The following is a 19,696-nucleotide window of genomic DNA, read 5'->3' as shown; positions in this document are numbered from 1 at the left end:
AAATGAATGGCGCAATTGTTCCACAAATAACCGGCGGACGCCACAGGCCGCTACTTTTTTCTTTATGACGACGGATTTGCCGTGAGCTTAGCGATTTTTGATCTGGATAACACGCTGATCGCCGATGACAGCGATTTTTTATGGGGCCAATTTTTAGTCGACCGCAGCATCGTCGACAAAGACCAGTATGAACAGGCCAATAAAAAATTTTACGAGGATTACAAACACGGCACGCTGGATATCGTCGAGTTTTTGCATTTCTCGCTGGCGCCACTGGCCCAACACGACGCCGAGCAACTGTATAGCTGGCGCGCCGAATTCGTCGAAACGCTGATCAAGCCCATCATGCTGGACGCCGCGCAGGCTTTGGTGGAAAAGCATCGTTCAGCCGGCGATACCCTGCTGGTGATTACCGCCACCAATCGCTTCGTCACCGAGCCTATTGTAAAACTTTACGGTATCGACAACCTGCTGGCTACTACACCCGAATTCCTTGATGGCCGCTACACCGGTAAATTCAACGGTACACCCTGCTTCCAGCAAGGAAAAGTAGCGCAGCTAAACGACTGGCTGGCCAATTCTACGGAAACTCTCGCCGGCAGTTGCTTCTACAGCGATTCGCATAACGATTTGCCACTACTGAATTTGGTCGATCAACCTGTCGCAGTCGATCCCGACGAAAAGCTACGGGAAGTTGCTAGGCAAGCAAACTGGCCGATTATCAGCTTGAGGAAATAGATTCGGAGAGCAAGGTTCGACCAGGACAGGATTTTTAACCTTTATAATATTGAATCGCTTCTATTTTTTCTGTATAAAGAAAACTTGTTTGTCGGCTTCCTTGAATATCTTCAGCGGGATATGTCCGGCCTGATCGATATAGACGCCGAAATCCAAATGGGCCGCCGGATCGGTAGCAATCACTTTGACTACCCTGCCGCTTTCCACTTCCATAATCGCCTTCTTCAAACGCAGCAACGGTAACGGACATTGCAATCCGCTGGCATCGACTTCCAAATCAAACTCGATCATAGTAGTGCTCACTCAACTGTTCTTTAGACAACACTTATAATAACACCAACCCCAGACCACGAAAATCAAGCACCATGGATTACTTCCCGCTTTTCTTAAAACTAAAAGACCAGCCATGTCTGGTTGTGGGCGCCGGCGAAATCGCCTCGCGTAAAATCGAGCTGTTGGCCAAAACCGGGGCACGGATTACGGTGGTGGCACTGGAAATTGGCGCCAGCGTCGCGGAGATGAGCAGAAACAATCGAGTGCTTATCCAAGTAAAAGCCTTTGCCGCGGATGATGTGAAAGGCATGCGCGTGGTCATATCCGCCACCAATGACCGAACGGTCAACGAATCGGTCGCTCAGGCCGCCACGGCTCAGAATATTCCGGTAAACGTGGTCGACAATCCCGATTTGTGCAGTTTTATCTTTCCGGCGATCGTGGATCGCTCGCCATTAATCGTAGCCGTGTCTTCAGGCGGCGTCTCACCGGTACTGGCGCGTTTGCTGCGCTCCAAGGTGGAAAGCGCCATTCCCGGCGCGTTCGGCCTGCTAGCGCAGTTTGCCGAGGATTTTCGGTCATTGGTTAAGGAACGGCTAAAAGACCCCAGCCGCCGCCGGGTATTCTGGGAAGACGCATTGCAGGGACATATCGCCGAATTGGTGTTTTCCGGTCGCCGCGAGCAAGCTGCAACAGAATTACAAGCCAAACTAGAGGCGGCGGAGCAGACGCAAAATCGCGGCGAGGTTTATTTGATCGGCGCCGGCCCCGGCGATCCGGATTTGCTGACTTTCCGAGCTCTGCGCTTAATGCAGCAAGCGGATGTAATTGTCTATGACCGGCTGGTTTCTCAGGAGATATTGGAGATGGCGCGCCGCGACGCGGAGAAAATCTACGTCGGCAAACAACGCAGCAATCACAGCCTGCCGCAAGAATCGATCAACGAGCTGCTGGCGAAACTGGCCTTATCAGGCAAACGCGTCGCGCGCCTGAAAGGCGGCGATCCGTTTATTTTCGGCCGGGGTGGCGAGGAAATCGAAACCCTGATGCAACAAGGCATTCAATTTCAGGTGGTGCCCGGCATTACCGCCGCGGCCGGTTGTGCCAGCTATGCCGGCATACCGCTGACGCATCGCGATCATGCGCAATCCTGCACCTTTGTGACCGGGCATTTGAAAGACGGCAATATCAATTTGAACTGGAGCCAGCTGGCCTCGCCCAATCAGACCATCGTGATTTATATGGGTCTGGTTGGATTGGAGACTATCTGCCAATCGTTGATCGAACACGGCTGCCCCGTCGATCAACCGATTGCACTGATCCAGCAAGGCACCACACGTCATCAACGGGTTATAACCGGCACCCTGGGCGATATGCCTAAACGCGTCGAAAACGCAGACATAAAACCACCTACCCTGATCATAGTCGGCACGGTAGTACGCCTGCGCAAACAACTGGAATGGTTTCAACCCAATCAAAACTAAGCGTATATGAATTTTTCCCTATTTCAGACGATGTTAAGTTTTAGCTGGAAAAATCAGCCCGCAAACTCGGTAACGGCGCGAACCACAGAGAAAATCGATTGAATTTTTCGCTAAAGTTCCCTATCCTTTACCCGCTTAATTTCCCAATGAACTGCCTATGCAAATAACAATATGCAGTTCTTTTTTTAAACACAACGAGAGAATCATATGAAAAAATCATTCGGTTTATTAGTAGGCGCAGCTTTGATCGCTATCAGCGGACAAGTTGCAGCTAACGAAGCGGAAGAAATCGGCGCGAAAATTTATGAGCGTGCTTTCGGTCGTGGCTGCGGCGCTTGCCATGACATCGCTTCCAACCCACAATTATCGGCTTTGATCAGCGCCGGCAAACTGCCTAAAGACCAGTTCGCCAAAGTGTTGAAAGAAGGCAAAAACGGTATGCCTAAAGCTGTTGCAGCTATCATGGAAGTCGGTCCTGTGAAAAAAGCAGGTTACACCGAAGACCAAGCTATCGATGCAGTTTACGAATATCTGAAAAAATAATCGTAGCCTCCCGGGCAAAGAAAAAGCCGCTACCCTTTCGGATAGCGGCTTTTTTATGTCATAAAGAATACGCCGATTAATCTTGTTTACTGAGATACGCCTGTTGGCTACGTTGATGGGTTAACCGGTAACGGTTGCGCAGCCAAACTCCGGCAATCGCCGCTATCATTAGCCCACAAGACACAAAGGTCAAATAGACCAAATCCTTGATGTCATTCAGTTCTTTGATCAGAACCTGATTGACAGCCGCGCCTTCGACCTTGGCCGGCGAATCGACAGAATAAGTCGTCAGTATCTTCACATCGCCTTTCAAATCCTGAATGGTCTCCAGCGAATCGGCGACGCTACCCTTTTTGATATTCTCTTCCAGCGCTCTTAATTTGCTGTCGATGGAACCGCTTAACAAGCCGAACAACTGGCCTTTCAAGGCGCTGATTTCGGCGGATAGCGCCGGATTCTGCGTAGCGTAAGCCGTCGAGATGGCCTGATGCTTTTGTATTTCGGTCAACAGATTTTGTTTAGGCAGTAATACAAAACCTAACAAAAAAACCGCAGCCATCAAGGCCAGAACCAGCATTAACAAAAAGCGATTGGCCTTCATCAGCGCCTGATGCTGATGGGCGCGCAGATAGACTATCTCATGCTTATCGGTATTGACATCATCCAGATTAATCTCAGGCATATCGCTCATTATTCTTTTAGTGTTGCTAATCGGGAAGCTCTATAGATATCACCGTGAGCACGCGGCGCCTATACGGCACCCCATGCCCAACGGAAATACATCGGCGCATTATACAAGCTAAATCAAAAATGTCCTGTTTTATACAAACCGCAATCAACGGCCTTTCTTTGCGGCAATCCGCATTCTCAGGGCGTTCAATTTGATAAAGCCTTCAGCGTCTTTTTGGTTGTAAGCGCCGCCATCTTCTTCAAAAGTCGCGATATTTTCATCGAACAGACTATTGGTTTCCGAGGCCCGACCGACCACGACCACATTGCCTTTATACAATTTTACCCTGACCTTGCCGTTAACATTGACCTGCGAGGCATCGATCATGGTTTGCAACAACGCCCGCTCCGGGCTCCACCAGTAACCGTTATAAATCAAGGACGCATAACGCGGCATCAATTCGTCTTTTAAATGCGCCACTTCGCGGTCCAGGGTCAACGATTCGATGGCCCTGTGCGCTCTCAACATCACGGTGCCGGCCGGCGTTTCATAACAGCCTCTGGACTTCATGCCGACATAACGGTTCTCGACAATATCCAAACGCCCGACACCGTTGGCGCCGGCGATTTTGTTCAATTTTTCCATCACTTGATGCGGTGTGTGCGGCACATCGTCGATAGCGACGATATCGCCATTCTGATAGGTAAGCTCAACGTAGGTCGCTTGATCAGGCGCATTTTCCGGTGATACGGTCCAGCGCCACATATCTTCTTCCGGTTCCGTCCATGGATTTTCCAAGATACGGCCTTCGTAAGAAATATGCAGCGAGTTAGCATCCATGGAATACGGTGAGGTTTTACCTTTTTTCATTTCCACTGAAATGCCGTGTTGCTCGGCGTAATCCAGCAGTTTTTGCCGCGAATTCAAATCCCATTCCCGCCATGGCGCAATCACTTTGATGTCCGGGCGCAAGGCGTAAGCGCCCAGTTCGAAACGCACCTGGTCGTTGCCTTTGCCAGTGGCGCCATGGGAGATCGCATCGGCGCCGGTTTCGTTAGCGATTTCGATCAAGCGTTTAGCAATCAAAGGGCGGGCAATCGAGGTACCCAGCAAATATTCGCCTTCGTAAATGGTATTGGCGCGGAACATCGGAAATACGAAATCGCGAGCAAATTCTTCGCGTAAATCGTCGATATAAATTTCCTTGATGCCGGCCGCCGTGGCTTTGGCGCGAGCCGGATCCAACTCCTCGCCCTGACCGATGTCGGCGGTAAATGTCACCACTTCACAGTCGTACACATCTTGTAGCCACTTCAAAATAACCGAGGTATCCAAACCACCGGAATAGGCCAACACCACTTTTTTAATATCCGACATAATGCGCTTCACACCTTTTACAAATTAAAAAACTGGCGAATTATAACGGAAAACCTCAACGAATTGCCCGCTAACCACCCTAACCCAAGCGTAAAACTTACAGGTACTCCGCCAACAAACCCGCCACCCGTTTTGTAGCGCCCTGGTTATTTTCTACAAACAACCTGCCGTTATCGATCAATCTGTTTCTAAACGCTATGTCTCGATAGAGGCGCAACACGGCATCCATTATGGCTTTGCGATCTCGACACTGCACCGCCCCTTCCACGGCTAAAATCCGCTCGGCAATTTCCTGAAAATTAAACATTTCCGGGCCAAATAACACCGGTACGCCAATGACGGCCGGTTCCAGCACGTTGTGTCCACCTACCGGCACCAGACTACCGCCGACAAAAGCCAGATCGGCGGCGGCATATAACATTTTCAGCTCGCCCATGCTGTCGGCGATATAAACATCGGTTTGCTCATGCTTCTGCCTTCGCTCGCTTCGCATAATCGCCGCCAAACCCTGCTGTTCGCAGAGCTTTTTAACCGCTTGAAAGCGCTCCGGATGACGCGGCACAATTAATAACAGCAACTCGGGTATCGTTACTTTAAGAACCGGGTAAAGCGCTAGAAACGTCTCTTCTTCGCCCTGATGAGTGCTGGCGACAATCCAGACCCAGCGTTTTGCGAATAGCTGCTGCTTGAGCGCTCGCCCCTCCGCGATGACGGCGGCGTCTATCGTCACATCGAACTTAATATTCCCCAACACCTGAACTTGCTGAGGAGCGGCGCCGATTTCGATAAATCGTAAGCGTTCCTCCTCTGTTTGCACAGCAACAGTGGTGACGCAAGCCAACGCCGGCTTTACCAGTCCGGGAATTTTCCGATAAGACCGCGCGGAACGCGCCGACAATCTGGCATTGACGATAAACAACGGGATATTCCGCGTTGCGCAGGCAACAAACAAATTGGGCCAGATTTCCTTTTCCATCATGACTGCCAGCCGGGGCCGAAAACATTTCAAAAAACGCTCAATCACAAACGGCAGATCATACGGTAGATAGACATGCTCTACTTGACCGGCCAATGCCGCCTGCACCCTGGCAGAACCGGTTGGCGTGGTGGTGGTAACGAGTACCGACAACTGCGGATGGCAGTGGCGCAAATGTGCGATTAACGGGAAAGCCGCTTCCGCCTCCCCCACTGAAACAGCATGTATCCAGATTACGCCCTGCCTGGACGGCCTTTGGTAAAAGCCCAAGCGCTCTAACCAGCGTTGGCGGTATTGCGGCGCCTTGAAGCCCCGCCAATACAATCGCAATAAAACAGCAGGCAACAACAATCCATAAAGCAGCGTGTATAGGTTACGCATTACATCCGTTCTCGCAAATTATTGGGTTAAACCAATGCAATCTTAAACCATTAACCGGCCAATTTCGCCCGTAAGCTACCTTTAACAGCCACATCGAAATCGTTTAAGCGCGCAGATAAAACGACGACTCGGTATCCAATCCTTCATTTGCGGAAGCATCCGCCAAGCATGTCAGCCTCTAGTGCGCCGCGGATATTTAAAAGCATAGTCAGGATCGAAACTACGTCGCGCAGCCACATTGCTAACACAGTTGTTTAGTCGCTGCATATAAGCTATTCCCGTCTATACTGATCGTCGGACCAGCTCCATCAAGGTAAATTTATTTCGCTACTAAGAGACTCACGCATCAGTCAACCTAACTGGAGCGATAGGCTTATATACCCGAAAGACGGCTTTTGGATTCAACTGGCAGCAAAGTAATTTTTACGCTCATGTTCAATTCTGGTTTTGGCATTGAATCGAGATCGCAGCGCAGCGGTTTCCAAATAGCCTTCGCTCTTCCCCTTATATCCGGAGACCAAACAACAAGTCAGATCCAATTTGCTTTTGAAAGTGCGTTACATCTAGCAAGAGGAGTAATTCGGCGTCTTGCAACCATGTTTTTAAATCTGAACAAAACCAACCGAGGAGATCGATTTATGAAGTTAACTCATTTGTTTTCAAGCCATAAACAAGCTGCGGAAAAACAGACCACCCTCGAAATAGAAAGGGTCGCGCAGGCCATCGTCGCCGGGCAATTGGATGCACGCGTCAACACTGCGGGATTTGCCGAGAACAGCATGCAATTCGGTCATGCGATTAATCAGATCCTGGATGCCGTTACCCAACCGTTCAATGCAGTTGCCGATTGCATCGAACAAATCGCCAGCGGCGCCGTTCCGGCTAAAATCAGCGATCATTACCGTGGCGATTTCAACACACTGAAAAACCACCTCAATCAGCTTATAGAGGCTATCGCCCAGCAATCAACCGCCGCCCAGGCGATTGCCGACGGGAATTTCACTATTCATATCAATGTTCGCTCCGAACACGATGCTCTGGCGAAGAGCTTGGTCAAAGTCGTTGATGTGCAGCAGAACTTGAAAACCGAACTCCAGCGTCTGACCGGGGCGTCAAAAGACGGCCAACTAACCGAAAGGGGTAACCCGGCACAATTCAAAGGCGCTTACGCCGAAGTCATTCACGGGGTCAACCAAATGTTGGACGCCATTCTGCTGCCGATTGGGGAGGGTAATCGCATTCTGGCGCAGATTTCTAGCGGCAAAATCGATGAATTGATCAGCGACACTTACCGGGGCGATCACGAGAAAATGAAACAGGCCGTTAACAATGTCGCCACCACCTTGCAAGGCCTGCAACATGAATTGCAACGTCTCACCATCGCTTCCAGACAGGGACAGCTTAACGAGCGGGGTAAAGTCGAACAGTTTAAAGGCGCCTATGCGGAAGTGATCGGCGGCGTCAATGAAATGCTGGATGCCATTCTGCTACCGATTGGCGAGGGCAATCGTATCCTGGCGCAAATTTCCGGCGGCAAAATCGACGAATTGATCGAACAAACCTACCAAGGCGATCACGAGAAAATGAAACTGGCTGTCAACAACGTCGCCATCTCGGTACAGGGCCTGCAAAAAGAGTTACAAAGACTCCAAGAAGCCTCCAGAGAAGGACAATTATCCAAACGCGGCAACACTGAGCAATTTAAAGGCGCGTACGCCGAAGTCATCGGCGGCGTCAATGAGATGCTGGACGCCATTCTGCTGCCCATCGGGGAAGGCAATCGCATCCTGGCGCAGATTTCCGGCGGCAAAATCGACGAATTGATCGAACAAACTTACCGGGGCGATCACGAAAAAATGAAATTAGCGGTCAACAATATGGCAATCACCTTGCAAGGCCTGCAGAAAGAGTTGCGCCGCTTAACTAGCGCTTCCGGAGATGGTCAGCTCTCGGAAAGGGGTAAAGCCGAGCAGTTTAAAGGCGCTTACGCCGAGATTATTGGTGGTGTCAACGATATGCTGGATGCAATCCTGATTCCCATCGGCGAAGGCAACCGCATTTTGCGTATGATCCGGGGCGGCGATTTACGCCAACGCGTGGAAATCGCTTGTAAAGGCGACCACGACAAGATGAAACAAGCGGTTAACGGCGTTCATAGTTGGCTCTCGGATTTAATCGCTTACGTTACCAAACTAGCCAATGGCGACATGACGGCGGAAATGGGCAAGGCCTCAAACGACGACCAGATCCATGAATGGTTAATGCTGCTAAGAGGCAATGTTCAGGCCTTGGTAGCCGATGCCGACAAACTTTCGATAGCGGCAGTGGAAGGCCGCTTACAAACCCGCGCCGACGCCAGTAAACATCAGGGCGACTTTCGTAAGATAGTGGAAGGTTTCAACAATACCCTGGACGGGGTCATTCTGCCTCTCAATGAGGCTGTCGAAGTACTGACATTGGTCGAACAAGGGGATTTGACCCGTAAAATCAGGGGGGACTACAAAGGTCAGCTTAATGACTTTAAAGATACGGTTAACAATACCATAGTCAAACTTTCGCAAACCATCGCCGAAGTCATCAGTGCCGCCGACCAGTTAGGCAACGCCTCAGCGCAAATCAGCGCCACCTCGCAATCTTTATCGCAAGCATCCAGCGAACAGGCAGCCGGCGTCGAAGAAACCACGGCCAGTATCGAACAAATGGCGGCAAGCATTAACCAAAATGCGGAAAACGCCAAAGTGACCGATGGCATGGCCGGTAAAGCCACCCAGGAAGCCAGCGAAGGCGGAGCAGCCGTTAAACAAACCGTCACTGCAATGAAAGATATCGCCAATCGAATTGGCATTATCGACGACATTGCCTACCAAACCAATATGTTGGCTCTCAACGCCGCCATCGAAGCGGCTCGAGCGGGCGATCACGGCAAAGGCTTTGCGGTAGTGGCTGCGGAGGTCAGAAAATTGGCGGAACGTAGTCAGGTAGCAGCACAAGAAATCGGTCAGCTGGCGGAGAACAGCGTTAAAACCGCCGAAAGTGCCGGTCAATTGCTGGACGCCATCGTCCCCAGCATTGCTAAAACTTCAGATCTGGTGCAAGAAATTGCCGCCGCCTCCCAGGAACAATCGGCTGGCGTTAAGCAGGTTAATATCGCGATGAGTCAGATGAATCAAATTACCCAGCAAAATGCTTCTGCGAGCGAGGAATTGGCGGCAACAGCAGAAGAAATGACCAGCCAAGCCGCGCAATTGCAGAATCTGATGAGCTTTTTCAAAATCAAAAATTTGCAACCAACGCCGTCCCGCAACGCAACGAGAATGCCGCCTAAATCGCCAAAGGCAATACCGCCGGCACTACATGTTAATCACGCAGACAATTCCGATGGATTCGACATAAACCATTTCGAGCGATTCTAGTGAGTGAGTATTGGCTAAGATAAGTACAGGAAATCTAACAAAGCAAGGAAGCTGTTGATTCCCGATAATCGATCCAAACCGCGAGTGGACACTTTGGTGTTGATCTACATAGTGGGATAGTGACAGTGATGCAATCAGTTGGCGGAATACCAGGGTGCGCGTGTCGGTTTGGTTCGAGGCAGTAATAACAACTTAGACTAAACAGAATATTCAGCCCAACAACTCAGCAACTGGTAAATAGGACCGAGTAGCCTTGGCACATGAATTGAACCGGTCTGCGATGTTCGAAGCAGACCGGCGGTAGCTGCGCCATCCGTGGCAATCATCCTGAACTATCCTAAAAACAAATCCTAACGCCACAAACTTTGAGATTTGCAGCGATATTTCCAAACTTAAGCTGCTACCGCTGCTTTACGACGACCGCCAAAACCGATCAGGCCGGCCATCGCGCTGCCGAACAACCAAACTGCGCCGGGAACAGGTACTGCCGAGGTAGTGATGTCCATTGAATAACCTGCAACATTTTGGCTCCATCTTCCTACGCCGTTACCACCCAGGTAAATCGAATAGATCTGACCGGCCACTGCGGTAAAGGTCAGGCCATTTAGCGCATCGACTGACTCATCGTGGGTCAAATAAGCCAAACCCGAGGTACCAAAAGGGTTACTGTCGGTTAAAGGTTTTGGAGTAGCACAAGTTGGGCAATTCCAGCTACCGTGATGAGAATAGTTACCGGTGTTGGTATCCATACCCGTAAATACGGTAACACCGAAATTATTGTTGAAGGATCCTAATGTTGACAGGTTAATAGTCACTTTTTGTGTGACATCTGACTTGATCAAACCAATATCAGTTTGATGTCTCCAACCTGTTGGGGCGATTGGCGCGCCAGTCGAGCTAACACCACCAGCGTCCAGCCAGGCGCCAGCACCGGTATCAATTTCGGCAGCGACACCGTAATCCGCCAAGGCATCCGCCGCCGAAACCGTCAGAGATGAACCCGCTGAATGCAAGTGGGCGGCCCAGTTCAAATGAGAAGAACCGGCGTAACCGAAAGGCAACGCTCCGCCAGCGGTACCGACCCAAGGTACCAGATTACCACTGTTTCCCTTACTTTCCGGACCGGTAAAGACTCCATCAGGCGGGGTATACACGCCTGTTGAAGAAGTAGAACCAATATCGTTGACCCGTGTCCAGCCATCCGTAGAACTGGCCGAAGTGGTGGTGAAAGTGTTGTACATGACGTGGGCAGAAGCAGTTGTCGCGCCGGCTGATAGAGCCACGCCAGCAACGGCCATGGAAACTGCCTTAGCCAATTTTGTTTTGATCATACGTTTTTTCCTTAAATCTCAAGTTAGGGGAGAAAGCACCTCAGGACCCAAGACTGATCAACAATCTTGTAAGCCATGACTGACAGGCGCCTGCCTCCATAACGCAATCCCTATGCCATCTATAAAACGTATTAATTACAAACAATTAGAATTTACTTATTCTCAGCGCTCAAGCAAAATCCGTGATTTAGCTCACAAAAAACAGGTGAAATAACATAATTCAGATTTTTCCACTTATTCAAGTAAATTTTTCCAGACTGTGTTCCGGAACAAGACTGATTTAGGCATAACGCTCCATTTAAAAATCAGCCGCAATATCTGTGAGCGTTTTTGTATCGTCGTCACCCTGACTGATCGGCGACAGAGCCATCCCTGGCATTTAACCCGGCGATGAGTAACAGGGCGACCAAGGCAATCAAAAGCAAATAATAGCTAGCGCCCCAATCTACGTTCCAAATCCAACACACTCCGAGTAGTCTGCAACACCGTATCCGGATTCAAACTCATCGAATCGATGCCGATTTCGACCAAATATTCGGCCATTTCCGGATAATCTGACGGCGCCTGACCGCATAAACCGGAATGCCTACCGTTTCGGCGCGCGCCTTCCACGGCCCACTTGATCATGGTCTTCACTCCGGCATCCCGCTCGTCGAAATCGTTAGCGACGATTTCCGAATCGCGGTCCACCCCCAAGGTCAATTGCGTCAAGTCGTTGGAACCGATCGAAAAACCATCGAATAATTTGGCGAATTCATCGATCAAGATGACGTTATTCGGTATCTCGCACATCACGTAAATTTCCAGACCGTCATCGCCACGTTTTAAACCCAGTTCCGCCATGTAAGCCAATACCCGCTCGGCCTCCTCTATCCGCCGGCAAAAAGGGATCATCAACACCACATTCTTCAGGCCCATCTGCTCGCGCACCCGTTTCATTGCCGCACATTCCAAGGCAAACCCTTCGGCATAAGCCGGATGCACATAGCGGGAGGCACCGCGAAAACCGATCATCGGATTGGCCTCTTCGCGCTCGAACCAACGCCCGCCCAACAAGGTCGCGTACTCGTTGGTTTTAAAATCCGACATCCGTACTACCACCGGCTTGGGATAAAACGCCGCCGCTATGGTGCCGACGCCTTCCGCCAGACGTTGAATGAAGAACTCTTCCGGTTTGGCATAACCTTCGGTCAACTGCTGCAGTTGTTCCAGCTCGCCGGCGTCTGCGACTTTCTCGGGATGAATCAAAGCCATTGGATGCGCCTTGATGTATTCGGTGATGATGAACTCCATCCGAGCCAAACCGACGCCGTCGTTAGGCAGAAAGCTGAGCCTAAAAGCCAGCTCCGGATTGCCTAGATTTAGCATGATCTTGGTTTTTGGCCGCTGCAGTTGCGAGAGGTCGGTGAGCTTAACTTCGAAACCCAGTCGTCCAGCATAAACTTTGCCTACATCGCCCTCCGCGCAGGATACTGTGACCAAGTTGCCACTGGTAATCGCCGTCGTAGCGTTCTCGCAACCTATCACGGCCGGTACGCCCAATTCGCGGGCAATTATCGCCGCATGGCAGGTTCTACCGCCGCGATTGGTAACAATAGCGGCGGCCATTTTCATCACCGGCTCCCAATCCGGTGTGGTCATGTCGGCCACCAACACTTCGCCTGGTTTGAAACTACCGAGTTTGGCGACGTTGTCTATCACCCGCGCCTGACCCACCGCGATCTTGCTGCCGACCGCATGGCCCTTGACGATAGCTTCGCCTGCTTGCTTGAGCTGGTATTGCTCCAAAACGTTACCAAGCTTTTGCGAGGCCACGGTTTCCGGGCGGGCCTGCACGATATAAAGCTTCCCGTCCAAACCGTCTTTAGCCCATTCCATATCCATAGGCCGGCCATAATGGCGTTCGATTTTTAGGGCGTAGTCAGCCAATTGCAGCACTTCGGCATCATTGATACAAAACTGCCGGCGCTCGTCACTGGAAGTGGCAACATTACGAATCGGTTCGCGAGTGCGGCCGTCGCTATAAATCATCTTGATTTTTTTCGCGCCTAGCGTGCGCCGCAATACGGCTCGATAGCCTTGGGCGAAAGTGGGTTTATGCACATAAAATTCGTCGGGATCGACCGCGCCCTGCACGACGTTTTCACCCAAACCATAAGCTCCGGTGATGAATACCGCATCATTGAAACCGGATTCAGTATCCAGCGAAAACATCACGCCACTGGCCGCCAAATCAGAACGCACCATTTTCATCACACCAATCGACAAGCCGATTTTGAAATGATCGAAGCCCTGATCCAGCCGGTAATGAATCGCCCGGTCAGTAAACAAGCTGGCGAAACAACGCTTGCAGGCATCCAGCAAAGCCTGGCCGCCGCGAATGTTTAAATAGGTATCCTGTTGACCGGCAAAGCTGGCGGTAGGCAAATCCTCGGCAGTAGCAGAACTGCGCACCGCAACGGTTAAATCTTCCTGATATTGCTGCTGCAATTGTCCAAACGCATCGAGAATTTGCTGTTGCAAATCGGCAGGTAAGGGCGCGGCATACACCAGATCCCGCGCCTGTTGCGCGCGGCGCGCCAAGTCTGCAACATCGTCGGCATCGACATTATCCAGTAGCTCGTGTAAATGCGGCCAAGCACCTGCCTGGTCCAGCATATAACGGTAAGCTTCGGCGGTGATCGCGAAACCGTTGGGGACAATCACGCCCTCCGTGGCCAACTCGCGATACATCTCACCGAGCGAGGCGTTCTTGCCGCCAACCAAAGGGATGTCGTTGATGGTGAGTTCAGAAAACCAGCGGATGTATTGATTTTGCTTGGACATGATGCGCTCCTTGGCTGTTGTTATGCTTATAACAATAAGCATACGCCGTTGAGAGCAATCGGCAAGAGCTTCGCAGCGGAAACAAACCGAGTCGGGCTATCCGAAACGTGGACTACAAAAAGCCGACTACGATTGCAGGGGAAGATGACATGACGCGATTACGCCCGGCGTCCTTGGCAGCATAAAGCGCTTTATCCGCCGCCCCGATCAATGCCGCCGAAGAGAGGCCATTTGCCGGATATGTGGCCACGCCAAACGACGCAGTTACGGCAATAGTACTGTCGGCAACAGCAACAGGCTGGGCAACCAGCGCCGAACGTATCAATTCGGCACGCTCACTGGCTGTTTGTTGCGAGGTGTCCGGTAACACCAGAAAAAACTCTTCGCCGCCATACCGGCAATCCAAATCACTAGCGCGGGCATGACGCCTCATGATATCGGCGAATACTTTCAACACTGCATCGCCGGCCTGATGTCCGTAACAATCGTTGATCGTTTTAAAATGATCCAGATCGCTCATCACCACGCTCACCTGATAGCCTTGCCGCTCGGCCAACAGCAATTCACGTTCCAAGTTTTCGTTTAGGAATAGCCGGTTATACAGCCCGGTCAAGGGATCGTGAATCGCCTGGTATTGAAGTTGTTCATGCAAGGCTTTGACTTGCCGCTCGGACTGCAAGCGCTCGCTGATATCTGCCAACACCGCGATCAAAGCAGGTTTGCCGCCTATGTCAATTGCGGGACTACCGGATACCTCAACTGTGATCAGCTCACCATTCCGACGAACGGCATTGGCGATGAGACTAACTTTCGAAAGATCCTTGTTTAAGGCTTTCTGCATCACTTCGCGCAGAGCGGGCTGATCGGTATCGCTGATTAATTCCATCATACCCATAGTCAAGAGTTGATCGACCTCGTAATCAAAGATTTCCGCAAACTTAGGATTCACATAATGGAAACGGTCTTCGATAATCATCGTTATGCCAACCAAGGATTGATCCAGAACCCGGTGAAACTTTTCCTCGGCTTCTTGCAGCGCCCGATTGATTTTCTCATTCTCCCGCAATGCCGCTTCCAATTCCTTTGTCCGAGCGCGCACCAAACTCTCCAACATGATGGTGGTTTGAAACTGATCGAAATCGGAACAATGCTGGGTGGAACTGTGCTCCACTCGATTCATCAAGGCTTCTACGACCTTATTGAGACGAACGATTTCCGCCTTTAATTCGCTCTCTATATCGCGTGCATCCGACTCAATCATCCCCGTCGCACCCGTCAACTGCACCTATGGCAACAGCGGCAAACGTCTGATTGACATGCACGCCGCGAAACTGTTCGCCATAGGTATTGAAACCTATCACATTGTTATTGCCAAGTATTTGTTCTGCTTGCGCCGCCAAGCCCCGCTGTATCAGTTCCAGCTTTCGGAGTATGCAATCGTACGCTATAACCACCTGAGGTTGGCCTATCTCGGCCCGAACTTCGGCAAAAGCCTGTTGTAGACTTTCGATAGGATCCACCCCACGCGCAACTCTCAACACCAAGCCTTCCTCGATAGCACAGTAAAAAGTCAGACTTTGATCATCATTGGCACTGCGAATCGCCCGCACATAAAAGCTACCATCGATAGCTACCACGACCGGCGCTGCGGCAAAATGCGCAGGTTTTAACGCTTCGACCGAAACGCCGATGAGTCTGGCGTATTCCGGGGCCGCCGGTAGGCCATTGATTTCATGTACGATGCGCCGTCTGGCATCGGCGTGTGTGACCACCAATCTTTCCGCCGTCGGTACAAAATGTTGCGCTTTGAAGATTTTAAAGGGTAACAACGTATGCATCAGCAACAACACGGCGCTGTCGGTATGAAAGTCGCCATCGAAGTAGACGTATGTTTTATGGAACTGCAAGTCGTCGGCCGCCGAACCGCCAATCATGGCGATATTGCCTAATAGGCCTTGTATTGCATGCGTGACCTGCTCTTCGCGAACCGATAAACCATCGACCAACAAAAACCCGAAGCAGTTTTCGGCGTTAAGATGCGTAATTTTATCTTGCAAGCCATGCAATAGCTCGTTTGCAACCGTATGCCCATCGGCGATTCGAAACTGTTGCAAATTGCTGATCAGCGCGCCCGCCGCGATAAAATCCGGCGTGGAAAAGCCAACAGCTACCAGGCTTTGTTGAGTGAGCCCCGCATCGCCTATTTCGCCAGAGGTCGTGCAGCCAATGACTTGTATACCTTGAAATCGGCGTCTTATTTCGGAAGCCAGCAAAGTCCGGTCGTAACTAGTCGAGCAAAAGAAAATAACCAAGACCGTATCATCGGCTTGCAGCAAACCTAAAGCAAGCTCTTCAACCGCCCGCTGGGGGTCCGATAAACAAGAATGGGCAATGCGAATTGCCGCTCGGCGACTCATCTGCGTTCTCGGCAGTTACTGTTGACGGAAAGGAGGGATATTTTACAACCGGGTCCACGGCTATGCTTTAGAAAAACAACGAAATATGCCGGAATTTACGTTAAGACTGTCACCTTATTGATGACGAAACAGCGCTCGCTAGCGGTTCAACCATTCCATATAAAGTTGTACGCCTTGCTCGACACTTTTGAATTGATGCTGACACCCGGTAGATCGCAGATTATCGAGATTAGCTTCGGTGAAACTTTGATAGCAACCTTTCAGATGCTCGGGAAACGGTATGTATTTGATATGCCCACGTTGGTGATAACGAATCACGGCATTGGCGACATCGTTAAACGTCTGGCTACGACCGGTACCGCAATTATAGATGCCGGATACCTGGGGATTGTCCAGAAACCAAAGATTAATATCCACCACGTCGCCAACATAAACAAAGTCGCGGCGCTGTTCGCCGTTGCCGTAACCGTCGCAACCTTCGAATAAACGTAATTCGTCGGACTCTTTAATCTGATTATTCAGATGAAAGGCGACGCTGGCCATGCTGCCCTTATGAGCTTCACGCGGACCATAGACATTGAAATAACGTAAACCCACTACTTGCGCCGTCAGCTTTTGGTGTCTGCGCAAATACTGATCGAATTGAAACTTGGAATAACCGTAGACATTCAGCGGACCTTCGTAAGCCAATGCTTCCTTGAAGGTTAAATCTGCACCGTAAGTAGCGGCGCTGGAGGCGTAAATAAACGGGATTTTGTGGCTTTGACAATAATGAAACAGCGTTTTGCTGTATTCATAATTATTGTCCATCATGTAACGGCCGTCCCACTCGGTCGTACTGGAACACGCGCCCTGATGGAAGATGGCTTCTATCGTTTCTGCTTGGAAAGCACCTTGTTGGAGTCGTTCCAAAAAGGTGCTTCTGTCCAGATAATCCGCTATCTGGCAGTCGACCAAATTCCGGTATTTGATACCGTTGGTCAAATGGTCGACTACTAAAATATCATCATAACCGCGAGCATTCAGGCCCAATACCAGATTGCTGCCGATAAAGCCGGCGCCACCGGTTACGATGATCACGGATTTTACTCGGCTACCACTTTTACCGGCAGCGTGATAACGACGTCGGTATGCAGATTGATAGCGATGTCGTATTCGCCGATATTGCGGATAACGCCGTTCGGCAAACGTATTTCGTGTTTCTCGACTTTAATGCCGGCAGCAGTAATAGCATCTGCAATGTTTTGCGTACCGACCGAACCGAACAAACGGCCTTCATCACCGGTTTTGTGAGCGATAGACACGTTCAATTTGCTGATCGCTTCGCCACGTGCTGTGGCAGCCGCCAATTTTTCAGCCGCTTGTTTTTCCAGCTCGGCGCGACGCTCTTCAAACTCTCTGATTTTTTTAGGCGTTGCAGGAACTGCTTTGCCTTGCGGAATCAGATAATTTCTGCCGTAACCTGCTTTGATGGTTACTTTGTCGCCCAGGTTACCCAGGTTCGCCGTTTTTTCCAGAAGAATGACTTCCATCGTTTTCTACCTCTTAGATCGACTTGATTGTCGAAAAATCGGGAGCTTACGCCCCATTTGGTTTTAGTTTATTTCGTAAGTCCAGCCAAGTGTCGGTCAGTCCGCATAACACGATCACCACCATCACATGCGGGATCAACATCAACGTCACGTATAAAAAAGGCACCATGAAACGACTACCCTTCATGACCGAAAACGTGGCGTGCAACACGGCGGTGCCTATCATCGTATAGGTCACCAGTAGCACCAATAACACGTTCCAGCACAACTCCGCGGTTTTGCCCGACGTCAGCATCGCTACCCCAGCCACCAACAAGGTAATCAATGTCAGATGCACATGCCCTTTCAAGGCCAAAAACTCGGCTCTGAAACCGCCCGGGTTGTATAGCGCCGCTTGCCACCATCTGGCCAAAAACAAACCAAACAGCAGGCCGTAAACGCTGCCGGCCGCGGCAACCCCAGTCATGAAATGCGCCAACAGTTCCGCGGACTGCTTAATTTGCTCCAGCGGCACATCGGTTTTGCCTTCCAGCATCGGCTGTAGCATGAAGTTCAACACTTCGCGCCAAAGCTGTACCGGTTGCTCCTGAATCGTATAAATACCCAGCACCACCGCAACACCTAATAACACGGCAATTTCAATTGCCAGCGTCAGATAGCGGCCCTCGCGTAGTACTATCGAAATCAGCCAAACCGGCAGCCAAAAGGCCAGACCGTAAAGCAGTGCGTACTGGTAATTACCGATCAATAAGGTACTTAACACAGCGGCAGCCAGGCATGAGCAAATCAGCACATACAAGCCTTCACTAGCCCCTCGCCTCAACGTTACCAATGAGACGGCGGCTGAACTTACAATACTGACAGGAGGAAAAAGCAGCGATAGCAAGGCCAGGCTGGATGCGACCGTCATGGCCTGCATCCGTCCTTTCATAATGAAAGTGGCCAGAAATTGCACGCGCTATTCCCTCGTGCTAAATCACTTGTGTGCGTCGCAGAACGGCAACAAAGCCAGGAACCGCGCTTGCTTAATAGCGGAAGTTAACTGTCTTTGGTACTTCGCACTGGTACCGGTGATGCGGCTAGGAATGATTTTGCCGGTTTCGGTAACGTACTCGCTCAATAAATCCAGATCTTTATAATCGATTACGATCGCGTCTTCGCCGCTAAAGCGGCAACCTTTTTTGCGTCTAATGTTATTACGTGCCATCACAATTCTCTTGGTTCAATGTTGATTATTCGGAATCCGCTACTACTTCAGTCTCGACGACTTCTACTTCGGCTTCTTCGGTTTCTTCTTCGACTTCTTCCTTAACGCGGCTACCGGCTTTTTGGCCGTCGTTACCGCTGACAGCAATCGCGGAAGGCTCGGTTACGGCCGCTTTTTGCGCCAGGGTTTGGCTGCGCAAGATAGCGTCGTTGAATCGAAAACCGCTTTCCAGTTCTTCAAGAGTGGCTTGGTCGCATTCGATGTTCATCAACACGTAATGTGCTTTATGAATTTTTTTGATAGGGTAGGCCAAATGTCTACGGCCCCAATCTTCCAGACGGTGAATTTTGCCTGCGGCTTCTTCAACGGTGGATTTATAACGTTCTATCATAGCCGGCACCTGAGCACTTTGGTCAGGGTGGACTAAGAAGACAATTTCATAATGTCGCATGATTTCTCCTTACGGGTTTAAAAGCCTCCCATCCGTCTGGATAGTGAAGCAAGGGACGGGGATAAATTCCCCAAAAA

17 protein-coding genes are annotated in these 19,696 nt (G+C 50.6%); 4 read left to right on the top strand and 13 right to left on the bottom strand.

The genetic code is table 11. From position 1 onward, the window contains the following. Nucleotides 1–81 precede the first annotated feature (81 nt). Nucleotides 82–738, top strand: a complete 657-nt coding sequence (locus NP589_RS09305; protein WP_256606736.1) for a histidinol-phosphatase — start codon at nucleotides 82–84, stop codon at nucleotides 736–738. 60 nt (nucleotides 739–798) lie between these two features. Here NP589_RS09305 and NP589_RS09300 read toward each other — a convergent pair whose 3' ends face one another. Beyond that, nucleotides 799–1,029 (bottom strand): sulfurtransferase TusA family protein, encoded by a 231-nt coding sequence (locus tag NP589_RS09300; RefSeq protein ID WP_020482444.1) that lies wholly within the window; start codon nucleotides 1,027–1,029, stop codon nucleotides 799–801. Between the two features lie 74 nt (nucleotides 1,030–1,103). Between NP589_RS09300 and cysG the strand changes: the two genes are divergently transcribed. Both cysG and NP589_RS09290 read left to right on the top strand, forming a co-directional pair. Continuing rightward, nucleotides 1,104–2,495 carry a siroheme synthase CysG gene (gene cysG, locus NP589_RS09295; protein WP_256606735.1) on the top strand — a complete coding sequence of 464 codons (1,392 nt, stop codon included), beginning with the start codon at nucleotides 1,104–1,106 and terminating at the stop codon, nucleotides 2,493–2,495. A gap of 207 nt (nucleotides 2,496–2,702) precedes the next feature. Next, nucleotides 2,703–3,038 (top strand): c-type cytochrome, encoded by a 336-nt coding sequence (locus NP589_RS09290; RefSeq protein WP_020482446.1) that lies wholly within the window; start codon nucleotides 2,703–2,705, stop codon nucleotides 3,036–3,038. 76 nt (nucleotides 3,039–3,114) lie between these two features. Here the strand turns inward: NP589_RS09290 and NP589_RS09285 are convergent, their stop codons facing one another. From NP589_RS09285 to waaA, 3 genes are all read right to left on the bottom strand, one after another. After that, complete coding sequence (locus NP589_RS09285) at nucleotides 3,115–3,729, bottom strand: hypothetical protein (protein WP_256606734.1); 615 nt, start codon at nucleotides 3,727–3,729, stop codon at nucleotides 3,115–3,117. Nucleotides 3,730–3,873: 144 nt separating this feature from the next. Beyond that, the gene (locus NP589_RS09280) at nucleotides 3,874–5,085 is read right to left on the bottom strand and encodes an argininosuccinate synthase (RefSeq protein WP_256606733.1); all 1,212 of its coding nucleotides are present in this window, start codon (nucleotides 5,083–5,085) and stop codon (nucleotides 3,874–3,876) included. A gap of 97 nt (nucleotides 5,086–5,182) precedes the next feature. Next, nucleotides 5,183–6,442, bottom strand: a complete 1,260-nt coding sequence (gene waaA, locus NP589_RS09275; protein ID WP_256606732.1) for a lipid IV(A) 3-deoxy-D-manno-octulosonic acid transferase — start codon at nucleotides 6,440–6,442, stop codon at nucleotides 5,183–5,185. 638 nt (nucleotides 6,443–7,080) lie between these two features. Here waaA and NP589_RS09270 point away from each other — a divergent pair. Beyond that, complete coding sequence (locus NP589_RS09270) at nucleotides 7,081–9,855, top strand: methyl-accepting chemotaxis protein (protein WP_256606731.1); 2,775 nt, start codon at nucleotides 7,081–7,083, stop codon at nucleotides 9,853–9,855. A 392-nt stretch (nucleotides 9,856–10,247) separates the two neighbouring features. Here the strand turns inward: NP589_RS09270 and NP589_RS09265 are convergent, their stop codons facing one another. The 9 genes from NP589_RS09265 to rpsF form a co-directional block, all read right to left on the bottom strand. After that, nucleotides 10,248–11,186, bottom strand: a complete 939-nt coding sequence (locus tag NP589_RS09265) for a hypothetical protein (protein WP_256606730.1) — start codon at nucleotides 11,184–11,186, stop codon at nucleotides 10,248–10,250. Between the two features lie 432 nt (nucleotides 11,187–11,618). Then, nucleotides 11,619–14,012, bottom strand: coding sequence for a phosphoenolpyruvate synthase (ppsA, locus tag NP589_RS09260; protein ID WP_256606729.1), 2,394 nt, complete (start codon nucleotides 14,010–14,012; stop codon nucleotides 11,619–11,621). Nucleotides 14,013–14,124: 112 nt separating this feature from the next. Next, the gene (locus NP589_RS09255; RefSeq protein ID WP_256606728.1) at nucleotides 14,125–15,273 is read right to left on the bottom strand and encodes a sensor domain-containing diguanylate cyclase; all 1,149 of its coding nucleotides are present in this window, start codon (nucleotides 15,271–15,273) and stop codon (nucleotides 14,125–14,127) included. Continuing rightward, nucleotides 15,266–16,429: a nitric oxide-sensing protein NosP gene (nosP, locus tag NP589_RS09250; RefSeq protein ID WP_256606727.1), complete on the bottom strand. Its 1,164-nt coding sequence runs from the start codon at nucleotides 16,427–16,429 to the stop codon at nucleotides 15,266–15,268. Before nosP ends, NP589_RS09255 begins: the two co-directional genes overlap by 8 nt. Before the next feature lie 138 nt (nucleotides 16,430–16,567). Then, nucleotides 16,568–17,509, bottom strand: coding sequence for an ADP-glyceromanno-heptose 6-epimerase (gene rfaD / locus NP589_RS09245; protein WP_256606726.1), 942 nt, complete (start codon nucleotides 17,507–17,509; stop codon nucleotides 16,568–16,570). A 5-nt stretch (nucleotides 17,510–17,514) separates the two neighbouring features. Further along, nucleotides 17,515–17,961 (bottom strand): 50S ribosomal protein L9, encoded by a 447-nt coding sequence (gene rplI, locus NP589_RS09240; RefSeq protein WP_036274685.1) that lies wholly within the window; start codon nucleotides 17,959–17,961, stop codon nucleotides 17,515–17,517. A gap of 46 nt (nucleotides 17,962–18,007) precedes the next feature. Continuing rightward, nucleotides 18,008–18,916 (bottom strand): hypothetical protein, encoded by a 909-nt coding sequence (locus NP589_RS09235; RefSeq protein ID WP_064010459.1) that lies wholly within the window; start codon nucleotides 18,914–18,916, stop codon nucleotides 18,008–18,010. A 21-nt stretch (nucleotides 18,917–18,937) separates the two neighbouring features. Continuing rightward, the gene (gene rpsR / locus NP589_RS09230) at nucleotides 18,938–19,168 is read right to left on the bottom strand and encodes a 30S ribosomal protein S18 (RefSeq protein ID WP_036274687.1); all 231 of its coding nucleotides are present in this window, start codon (nucleotides 19,166–19,168) and stop codon (nucleotides 18,938–18,940) included. Nucleotides 19,169–19,193: 25 nt separating this feature from the next. Further along, a complete protein-coding gene (gene rpsF, locus NP589_RS09225) occupies nucleotides 19,194–19,619 on the bottom strand; it encodes a 30S ribosomal protein S6 (RefSeq protein WP_020482465.1) in 426 nt (141 codons plus the stop codon). Between the last annotated feature and the right edge of the window lie 77 nt (nucleotides 19,620–19,696).

This window comes from Methylomonas rosea (assembly GCF_024505055.1).
GTDB lineage: Bacteria > Pseudomonadota > Gammaproteobacteria > Methylococcales > Methylomonadaceae > Methylomonas > Methylomonas rosea.
The sequence above is the reverse complement of the archived record's forward strand: the minus strand, read 5'-3'. Positions and strand labels throughout refer to the sequence as shown.

Bases quoted from the DNA above. Each gene is read 5' to 3' on its own strand.
- NP589_RS09280 (WP_256606733.1), bottom strand. From the start codon at position 5,085: ATGTCGGATATTAAAAAAGTGGTGTTGGCCTATTCCGGTGGTTTGGAT.
- NP589_RS09270 (WP_256606731.1), top strand. From the start codon at position 7,081: ATGAAGTTAACTCATTTGTTTTCAAGCCATAAACAAGCTGCGGAAAAA.
- ppsA (WP_256606729.1), bottom strand. From the start codon at position 14,012: ATGTCCAAGCAAAATCAATACATCCGCTGGTTTTCTGAACTCACCATC.
- rplI (WP_036274685.1), bottom strand. From the start codon at position 17,961: ATGGAAGTCATTCTTCTGGAAAAAACGGCGAACCTGGGTAACCTGGGC.
- NP589_RS09290 (WP_020482446.1), top strand. From the start codon at position 2,703: ATGAAAAAATCATTCGGTTTATTAGTAGGCGCAGCTTTGATCGCTATC.
- NP589_RS09255 (WP_256606728.1), bottom strand. From the start codon at position 15,273: ATGATTGAGTCGGATGCACGCGATATAGAGAGCGAATTAAAGGCGGAA.
- rpsR (WP_036274687.1), bottom strand. From the start codon at position 19,168: ATGGCACGTAATAACATTAGACGCAAAAAAGGTTGCCGCTTTAGCGGC.
- rpsF (WP_020482465.1), bottom strand. From the start codon at position 19,619: ATGCGACATTATGAAATTGTCTTCTTAGTCCACCCTGACCAAAGTGCT.
- NP589_RS09285 (WP_256606734.1), bottom strand. From the start codon at position 3,729: ATGAGCGATATGCCTGAGATTAATCTGGATGATGTCAATACCGATAAG.
- NP589_RS09300 (WP_020482444.1), bottom strand. From the start codon at position 1,029: ATGATCGAGTTTGATTTGGAAGTCGATGCCAGCGGATTGCAATGTCCG.
- waaA (WP_256606732.1), bottom strand. From the start codon at position 6,442: ATGCGTAACCTATACACGCTGCTTTATGGATTGTTGTTGCCTGCTGTT.
- cysG (WP_256606735.1), top strand. From the start codon at position 1,104: ATGGATTACTTCCCGCTTTTCTTAAAACTAAAAGACCAGCCATGTCTG.
- NP589_RS09265 (WP_256606730.1), bottom strand. From the start codon at position 11,186: ATGATCAAAACAAAATTGGCTAAGGCAGTTTCCATGGCCGTTGCTGGC.
- nosP (WP_256606727.1), bottom strand. From the start codon at position 16,429: ATGAGTCGCCGAGCGGCAATTCGCATTGCCCATTCTTGTTTATCGGAC.